Source organism: Colidextribacter sp. OB.20 (assembly GCF_009911595.1).
Taxonomy (GTDB): domain Bacteria; phylum Bacillota; class Clostridia; order Oscillospirales; family Oscillospiraceae; genus Lawsonibacter.
This window is the reverse complement of sequence record NZ_QWKG01000108.1, coordinates 1-8,185: the sequence shown is the minus strand read 5'-3', so window position 1 is coordinate 8,185 and position 8,185 is coordinate 1. Positions and strand designations below refer to the sequence as shown.

Below are 8,185 nucleotides of genomic sequence, written 5' to 3'. Positions count from 1 at the left end.
GAAAGTAACAAAGGCCGCCGCTGGCGCGGCGAAAGGAGTGTTGATTTGAAAAGGACGATTAGTGCGATGGTGGGGCAAGGCTCGGTGAACCACAACAGCAGGGCGTTCAACGCCAAGAACACCGACCGGTCACGCTCCCATCTGAATATAACCTACTGCCACGAAAATATCAAGGCAGTTTTCCATGAGCTATTTGACGAGGCCCTCAAGCGGTACAATGACAAGCAGACCAGGGCAGACCGCAAGATTGAGGACTACTATGAAAAGATACGTTCCAGCAAGCAGGAAAAGCCGTTCCATGAAATCATCCTGCAAGTAGGGAACAAAGACGACATGAGCGCAGAGAGTGAGGACGGCCAGCTTGCGGCGGCGGTGCTGGACGAGTACATGAGAGGTTTCCAGGAGCGCAATCCCCAGCTTCGGGTGTTCTCCGCTCACCTCCACATGGACGAGGCCACGCCCCATCTGCACATCGACTTTGTACCGTTTACCACCGGGAGCAAGCGGGGCCTGGACACCAGGGTATCGCTGAAACAGGCGTTAGCGGCCCAGGGCTTCAAGGGCGGCACCAGGGGCGATACGGAGTGGAACCAGTGGGTACGCTCTGAAAAGGAACAGCTTGCCGCTTTGATGGAGCGCCATGGTATTGAGTGGGAGGACAAGGGCACCCACGACAAGCACCTGTCTGTGCTGGACTTCAAAAAGGAGCAGAGGGCGAAAGAGATTGCCGAGCTGGATAAGGTCAAAGCAAAGAAGCAGGGACAGGTGGAACAGCAGGAGCAGCGTCTAAAGGAGCTGGCCCCGGCTGTGAGGAACATGGAGCAGTTGGCGGCGCAGTTCTCCGATGACCCGGAGCGGATATTGCCGGAGCCGGGGCCGCTAGAGAGTGCCAAGTCCTACCGGGAGAAGAAAGCCAAGCCCCTGCTTGCTAAGATCGTCAAGGTGCTGCGCTCTTTGTACCGGGCCTATGTCGAGTTGAAGGGGAAGTATGAACGCTTGCAGGGGGACTATGGCCGAGCCAGGGAGGGCAACGAGCGATTGTCTGTCCGCTTGCAGGAGGTGAAGATGGAAAACAAGACCCTACGGGGGACAGTTGCCGACTTTGAGCGGGTAAAGCGAGCTTTCGGCCCGGAGGAGGTGGAGCGGGCCGTAGAGGACGCAAAGCGCCGGGAGGCGCAAGAGCGGGAGCAGAAGAAAGCAAAGCGGAAGTTCAGCCGAGGGGCAAGGTAACAAACAACAGGAGGGCACTTTGCGGAGCGCCCTCCTGATTTATACTTGTAAGGGGGTGCTTTTGCTGTTATAATGATAACGAAAAAATTAAATTTTGGAGTAGGGTAAATATGATACGAAAAGAGAAGAAAACCGCCTTTCGGCTTTTGATAGGCATAGGTGCAGTTTTGCTGATTATTTTAATTGCAGTACTCATTTTATTTGGGAATGAACTGCGCTCTCTTATGTCATTAAAAAAGATTGATAATTATGGAATGTATCAAATGACCTATTACGGCGATTATGGCTTTGATGACTTCCTGGAAGTCGGTGCCAGCAATGATGCGGATATTGAAACCTTTGTAACAAAACGGCTGTTGAAAGGGTTGCCAATAGATTTAGGTGTTACAGGAGATGGCTGCACCGCTTTTGTCGTGAAAAACGGAAATGGCAACATTCTGTTCGGGCGAAATTTTGATTTTACATATGCTCCATCTTTACAACTCTATACCACGCCTGATAATGGTTATGCTTCGGTTTCCACAGTCAATCTTGCCTTTGCCGGATATTCAGAGAACAATTTGCCAGATGGTTCATTTTTTGATTGTTTCTTAACGTTGGCCGCACCATTTCTTCCTTTTGATGGAATGAATGAGAAAGGTCTTGCTATTGCCTTGCTTGCGGTTCCAGAGGCAGATGTTCCTTATGACCCGGATAAAATAACACTAAATACAACCACCGCAATTCGCCTTGTACTTGATAAGGCGGCTACTGTAGAAGAAGCTGTTGACTTATTAAAACAATACAACATTTATTTTTCTGGGGGTATTGAGTGTCATTACTTAATTGCTGACGCAAGTGGACGTTCTGTAATTGTAGAATATGTAAACCAAGAGCTTTGTGTCGTTGGAACAGAGGCAGAATATCAAATTGCTTCTAATTTCATTGCCTATGATGGATTGAATATTGGAGAAGGCTTTACAGAATTCGAACGCTATGACAAGGTGCAGAATGCAATAGAAGCAAATAACGGCATACTTGAAGCAAATCAGGCAATTCAACTACTGGCCAACATCGGTGTTTTTGACGGTGATACGGACAAACTACAGTGGAGTGTTCTTTACAATCTTACGACTGGCGATGGAGCGATTTTTGCAAATAGAAAAGCAAATGATTTGATAAATTTTCAACTTGTTGAGGATTCTCTTCAATAGACAGTTCGGTGAAAGGTTCCGAATGTAGTTGTAATTTCTCGCTTTTTGTGCTATCATTAGAGTAGCAAACCAGCAGAGAAAAGCAATGTGGTTTGCTTGCCGTTATCATCGTTGATAACAATTTGATAACAGCCCATCGTATAGGCTGGATAATATGGATATATCAAATAATCAAAAGAATAGGGTATCATATTTCTAAAGCAAAATCCGTTAGAATATGATACCCAGCAACGAGTGGGAATAATTTCCATTTTCTTGCAGCTCTAAAATAACAAGCGGCAGGAGGGCGCTCTTAGAGCGCCCTCCTGATTTATACTTGTCAGCAGGTAATTTTACTGTTATAATTGAGAGCGATAAAGATGAATTTACAATGGATTCGAGTAAGACCAAAAAGTCACTACACCTATAAGGAAGTGATGACCATTGGCTACTGCGAAAACGGCAAAGAAAGACCGTCACCTAAGACACGCCGAATACTACGGGCTAACGGAAACCTTTGATGATTTGTATGCCAGGAGCAAGGCGCAAGCTGTGTTCACCGACCTTATGCCGCTGATTTTATCAGAGGAAAATATCAGGCTGGCGTACAGAAATATCAAGCGGAATACTGGAAGCCGTACCGCTGGCGTGGACCACCTCACAATGGGCCATATCGAAAAATTATCCAGTGAGGAAGTCGTTTCAAAGGTAAGGCACAAATTAGCATGGTACAAGCCCAGACCTGTCCGGCGGGTGGAAATCCCCAAACCTAATGGGAAAACCCGCCCTCTGGGTATTCCGGCAATCTGGGACAGATTGGTACAGCAATGTATCTTGCAGGTTCTGGAACCGATATGCGAGGCCAAATTCCATAACAGAAGCAACGACTTTCGTCCAAATCGGTCAACGGAGCACGCAATCGCCCAGGCTATGAGAATGGTACAGATACAGCATTTGTATTTTGTGGTGGACGTGGACATTAAGGGATTTTTCGATAACGTCAATCACGCCAAACTCATACGGCAGATGTGGACACTTGGCATACGGGACAAAAAGTTATTGGCTATCGTTAAGGAAATGCTGAAAGCGCCCGTTGTGCTTCCTGATGGTGAAAAGATATATCCCGATAAGGGAACGCCGCAGGGAGGAATCCTGTCGCCGCTGCTCTCCAACATTGTTCTGAATGAACTGGATTGGTGGGTCAGCAGTCAGTGGGAGGATATACCGACGCACACGGTTATCAAAGAAGGCATCGCCAAAAACGGTACGCCAAACCGCTCCAATAAGTGCCGCACGTTGCGGCGGAGTGAATTGAAAGAAATGTATATCGTCCGTTATGCTGATGATTTCCGTATCTTTTGCCGGAAGCGGAGTGACGCTGTGAAAACCTTTCATGCCGTCAGGCAATGGCTGGCGGAACGGCTGAAACTTCAAATCTCGGAGGAAAAATCCAAGGTAGTCAACCTCAAGAAGAATTATTCGGAATTTTTGGGCTTTAAGCTGAAAGCGGTTCAGCGTGGGAAAAAGTATGTTGTGCGCTCCCATATGTGTGATAAGGCCATTCAGAATACCACACGGAAGCTGAAAGCGCAGATTGATTACATCCAGCATCCAGTCAACCGCAAAGAGGAATATAAGGCAATCTTGCTTTACAATTCTATGGTAATCGGCATACACCAGTATTTTGCCATAGCTACCCTCATTAGCGACGACTGTTATCAGATTGGACGGTCAATCAGGCTTGTGTTCAGAAACCGTATGCGAGGCAGACTGTCTAAGCACCCAAAGGGACAGGTTATCAATGTGCATGGTGAACTGTGGGCGCATTATTCCCAAAGCAGACAAGTGCGCTACATGGGCACCTCGGCAATTCTCCCGATTGGATATTGCCAGACACGAAATGCGCAGAATAAGCGGAAAACAGTCAATAAATACACCGCAGAGGGGCGAAAGGAAATCCACTGTGATTTACGGATTAACATGGAAATTCTGCTCAAACTCATGCGGAATCCGGTACTTAGCAGAAGCATTGAGTATGCGGATAACCGAATCTCCCTCTATGCGGCGCAATATGGTAAGTGTGCGGTTACAGGGCGGGAACTGGAATTTTACGAAATCCACTGTCACCATAAACTCCCTGTGGAAAATGGCGGCACAGATGTATATGCAAATCTGGTTATCGTCCATAAAGACGTTCACAAACTTATCCATGCGATACAACAGGAAACAATTGACTGGTACATGAAGCGATTAAACCTTGACAGTGCCATGCTAAAGAAACTCAACCGACTTCGCCAGATGGCTGGCAATAACCCCGTTTGACAAACAGGACTTAGGTCAATCTCAACTTACAGTAGTAATTCATCAATTTTAGAAAACGAGTTTTCAACGATGGAACGCCGGATGAGCTGAAAGGTTCATGTCCGGTGTGAAGCGGGGGAAAATCCGGCGATAACCTCAAAGGATTACCTATCGTTATGCAAGATCGGTTCTACAGCTTTGGGCGCTCTGCATGGCCTCTGGGCCTCTCAGAAAAAGTCAGGGGCCAAAAAAACCTTTAACCTGGTCATGTGTCCCTCTCACATCACAAAGAAGTGGGTACGGGAAATCGATGAGACCCTCCCCAACACTCTCGCTATGGTGGTCAAGAGTATCAGCGAACTGGAAAGGCTCTACTCCATGTATGAGGCTGGAGACAAAAACGTCTATGCGGTATTCAGTAAAGAGAAGGCTCGGGACGGCTATATGCGTTATCCTGCCATTGTCTGGAATAAGCAGAAGAGAGCGTTTCTTTGCCCGGACTGCGGTAAGCCCATCCAGATGGAGCTCAGCGACGACGGCTCACAGTATCTGGTCAACGCTGACCCGCCTTTTTTCCTAGGGGAGCACAAGAGAAGACGCGTTTGCCTGGAGTGCGGCTCCATGCTGTGGGCCCCGATTAACCCGGGAAGAAGCATCCCCTGGACCAAGATACCGGACTTCGGCTGGGTCTACAGGCCCTTCGCTGCCAACTACCTGTCCCTCACGAAAAATGATGCGGTATTGGAACGGCTTCGGGAAATTGCAGCAGATCCTCAGGGTAGTTTTCCTGTCCGGGAAGCCTACCGCCGCTTCCCGCTCAGCACCTATATCAAAAAGAAGATGAAGGGGCGAATCGATGCTTTTATTGCCGATGAGCTGCATGAGTACAACAATAGTAGCGGCCAAGGCGACGCTATGGCGGAGATTTTTGGTGTCAGCAAGCAGTTTGTGGGCATGACCGCCACCCTGATCAACGGGTATAGCTCCGGGATATTCCATCTGCTGTACCGTCTGGTCCCTGGTCTGATGCGCCAGGACGGCAAGAGCTACCGCCGCCCCCAGGACTTCAACGCAGAGTATGGCGTGGTAGAGAATGTCTACGAAACGACAGACACAGCGTACAACGCCAACCGCCGGGCCAGTAAACAGAAAACCAAGACCCGCCAGCTCTCCGGGGTATCCCCGCTGGTATTCTCCCGGTTTCTGCTGGAGTACACCGCTTTCCTCTCCTTGTCCGACATGGGGAAAGACCTCCCGGACTATGAGGAGATTCCCGTTCCCATTGATATGCCATGGAGCGTGTATGGCGCTTACAAGGATATAGAACAGGAAATCCGCACGGTGATGAAATCGGATCAGAAAGCGGCCAAAAAGCTGCTGTCTGCCTATCTGAATCTGCTCACCGTCTACCCGGACCAGCCCTATGACCAGCCGGATATCGTCCACCCCATAGACGGCCATATTATCGCCCATCCCAGCAACAAAGCCAGTTTTGACGACATCCTGCCAAAAGAAGAAAAGGTGCTGGAGATTGTCAGGGAGAAGATCGCCGCCGGGGAGAAGGTCATGATCTACACCAGCTGGACCCGAACGGATTCCCAGCAGAAACTGGTAAAGCTGCTCACCGAGGAGGGATTCCGCACTGAGATACTGCCTCCATCGGTCCCTCCGGAGAAGCGGGAGGCTTGGGTAGAGAAGCGCGTCCACACTGGCTGTCAAGTTCTGATTACGAATCCTAAGTGCGTAGAAACCGGTCTCGATTTAAATGCCTTTACCACCCTGAATTTTTACAGCATGGGCTACAACCTGTTCACCCTGCGCCAAGCGGCCCGCCGGTCCTGGCGGATCAACCAGACAGCGCCCCGGGTAGAGGTTTACATGTTCTACTATGCCGACACCATGCAGGCCAAAGCGATGAAGCTCATGGCCTCCAAATTGGCTATGGCCAGGATCATCGAGGGCAACCTCTCCGAGGAGGGTCTGGCCGCCATGAGCGACGTGAAGGACCTGACCTCCCAGATGGCAAAGGAATTGGCTCTTGGAATCAAGGACAACGTGGAGGATATCGCCGCCGCCTTTAAGAAAATGGCGATCATCAATCCTCACCGGGAGCACGTCCAGCCCGCAGCTCTGCCCATTGTGGCCGCTGTGGAGGAGGCACCCGCCCCTGTCACAGTGGTGGAGCCGCCCAGGATTCGGACCATCGACGCAGAGAACAAGCAGGCCCTGTACGAGGGACTGCTGCAAAGAACAATGGAAGAACGCAGAAAAAAGAAGTCGAAGAAGAGAGTGGTGGACGAAAACCAGTTCTCGTTCTTCGATTTCGTTGCGTAGAAGGGGGAATTTATTTGAATATCACCATGAATCGGGCTGAGCTGCTGCACGCTGTCAGGCACGCGGCGGCTATCGCCCCTATCAACTCCCCGCTGGAGGAGCTGATGGGGGTGTGCCTGGAGGTTACCGCCGCCAGCAAGGCGCTGGTACTCACCGCCACCAACCTGGAGGTCACGCTGAAGCAGAAATTGACCTGCGACGCCCAGGAGGACGACGCACTGGTCATTGACGCCAGGCTGCTGGCCCGGATGCTGGAGAAGCTGTCCGGCGATACGGTGGAGTTGCGGCGGGGCACAGGGGCGAGTCAGCTGTGGGTCCACGGCAGGGATGCGGAATATCGCGTGTCTGTCTGGGAGCAGAGCAGCTACCCCAAGGCGGAGATCCCCGCCGTATCCAAGCTGATCCGGGCCAGCGGCATTCCATCCATGGCCAAGCGGACCATTTTCGCCGCCGATGAGAAGAACGAGAAGCCCATGCTCAAGTGTGTCCATGTCCGGTTTACCAAGGACGGTCTCCGGGCTGCCGGGAGCGATGGAAATTGCGTCGTCACCGCCAGAGGGGACGACAAGAGCACAGGCGATTTCAGTGTCCTGATCCCCGCCAATTCCCTGAGCCGGCTGGCCCAGATGTGCGAGGACAAGGATGAGTTTCGGGTAGGCACTACCGGCAAGAAAGTGGTGTTCGTCCGGGAGGGCTTTCTGTTCTCCGCCCGTCTGATCAAGGCGAACTACATCGACACCGACTTTCTCACCGGCTCCCTGAAAAATCAGTTCACTGTCCTCACCGATGTGGCGGAGCTGCGCAAAGGATTGGATTCTGTGTCCTGTGTTGACCCCGATGGAAAGGTGAAGCTGTCCTTTGAGGGTATGACCCTGACCTTCCAGTGCGCCGGCATCCATGGAAATGCCCAGGACTCTATAACTGTGGCCCCGCTGACTGGAATGGCCCAGGGGGAATACTGGTTTCTCACCAGGCGGATGTCCAACTGCCTGCGGTCCCTGTCCGGGACCGCTACCCTGGGAGTTGCCGCCGGCGGGATGCTGACGCTTAGTACCGAGAACGCCTTCTATATGCAGACCGGGGTACGCCCGGGAATTGATATGCTCCCTCTAAAGTAGACAGTGGAAAAACAAAACTGTCGAAATAGA

At 50.9% G+C, this 8,185-nt stretch carries 5 protein-coding genes; all 5 read left to right on the top strand.

Features of this window, described 5'->3' with window-relative positions:
• The first annotated feature begins 66 nt into the window (after positions 1-66).
• The 5 genes from D1641_RS18220 (at position 67) to D1641_RS18200 (ending at position 8,155) form a co-directional block, all read left to right on the top strand.
• A complete protein-coding gene (locus D1641_RS18220) occupies positions 67-1,230 on the top strand; it encodes a plasmid recombination protein (protein WP_160668317.1) in 1,164 nt (387 codons plus the stop codon).
• A gap of 110 nt (positions 1,231-1,340) precedes the next feature.
• Complete coding sequence (locus D1641_RS18215) at positions 1,341-2,423, top strand: C45 family peptidase (RefSeq protein WP_160668313.1); 1,083 nt, start codon at positions 1,341-1,343, stop codon at positions 2,421-2,423.
• A 423-nt stretch (positions 2,424-2,846) separates the two neighbouring features.
• Entirely contained in the window at positions 2,847-4,724 is a 1,878-nt protein-coding gene (gene ltrA, locus D1641_RS18210; RefSeq protein WP_160668311.1) for a group II intron reverse transcriptase/maturase, read from the top strand.
• Between the two features lie 177 nt (positions 4,725-4,901).
• On the top strand, positions 4,902-7,037 hold the full coding sequence (locus D1641_RS18205) for a C-terminal helicase domain-containing protein (protein WP_243149476.1): 2,136 nt from the start codon (positions 4,902-4,904) through the stop codon (positions 7,035-7,037).
• Positions 7,038-7,051: 14 nt separating this feature from the next.
• Positions 7,052-8,155 carry a hypothetical protein gene (locus D1641_RS18200; protein ID WP_160668309.1) on the top strand — a complete coding sequence of 368 codons (1,104 nt, stop codon included), beginning with the start codon at positions 7,052-7,054 and terminating at the stop codon, positions 8,153-8,155.
• The last annotated feature ends 30 nt before the right edge of the window (positions 8,156-8,185 follow it).

Coding starts and splice junctions, on each gene's coding strand:
- D1641_RS18215 (WP_160668313.1), top strand. CDS start 1,341: ATGATACGAAAAGAGAAGAAAACCGCCTTTCGGCTTTTGATAGGCATA.
- D1641_RS18220 (WP_160668317.1), top strand. CDS start 67: ATGGTGGGGCAAGGCTCGGTGAACCACAACAGCAGGGCGTTCAACGCC.